The organism is Burkholderia sp. MSMB1078WGS, assembly GCF_001528895.1.
Lineage (GTDB): Bacteria > Pseudomonadota > Gammaproteobacteria > Burkholderiales > Burkholderiaceae > Burkholderia.
On sequence record NZ_LPDI01000076.1, the window covers coordinates 1 to 764 of the forward strand.

At 63.2% G+C, this 764-nt stretch carries 1 protein-coding gene; it reads right to left on the reverse strand.

Going from position 1 to position 764, the window contains the following annotated elements; genetic code table 11:
* Nucleotides 1-764 (reverse strand): diiron oxygenase (locus WT24_RS17860; protein WP_060035278.1); only part of this gene is annotated, 764 nt, incomplete at both ends.

Here is a 764-nt window from a genome sequence, read left to right on the forward strand (position 1 = left end):
CGGTAGCGGTTCAGCTCCTGCGCGGTCGCGAACGTGCGCTCGAACAGGATCGACAGGTTGTGCAGGATCCGCTCGACGACCTTCTTCTCCCACTCGCCGTCGAAACGGATCTGCTCGTCGAGCCAGCGCTCGAGCCATTCCGGATCCGGCAGGCGCGACTGCACCGTGTCGCGCGGGAACAGCGCCTGGTTCACGTGCAGGTTGGTCGGGTGCAGCGGCTTCTCGGTGCGGCGCGCCGACGCCATCAGCACGCCGATCTTCGCGAATGCCGCACGCGCGACGTCGCCGCAGTTGTTCAGCGCCTTCTTCATGTAGCGCAGGTACGCACCGCCATGACGTGCTTCATCGCGCGAAATCGTTTCGTAGATCTGCTTGATGACGGGCTCGGTGTGCCAGTCGGCCGCGCACCGGTACCAGTGGTTCAGGCGGATCTCGCCGCAGAAGTGCAGCATCAGCGTCTCGAGCGGCGGCGCCGGATCGAACTGGAAGCGCACCGCGTGCAGTTCTTCTTCGGTGGGCACCATCTCCGGCTTGAAGCGGCGCAGGTATTCCATCAGCACGAGCGAATGCTTCTGCTCCTCGAAGAACCACACGCTCATGAACGCGGAAAAGTCGCTGTCGTGCTGGTTGTCGCGCAGGAACATTTCCGTCGCGGGCAGCGCCGACCATTCGGTGATCGCGTTCATCTTGATCGTCTTCGCCTGCTCGTCGGTGAGCAGCGAAGCGTCGAACTTGTCCCACGGAATGTCCTTCTCCATGTCCCA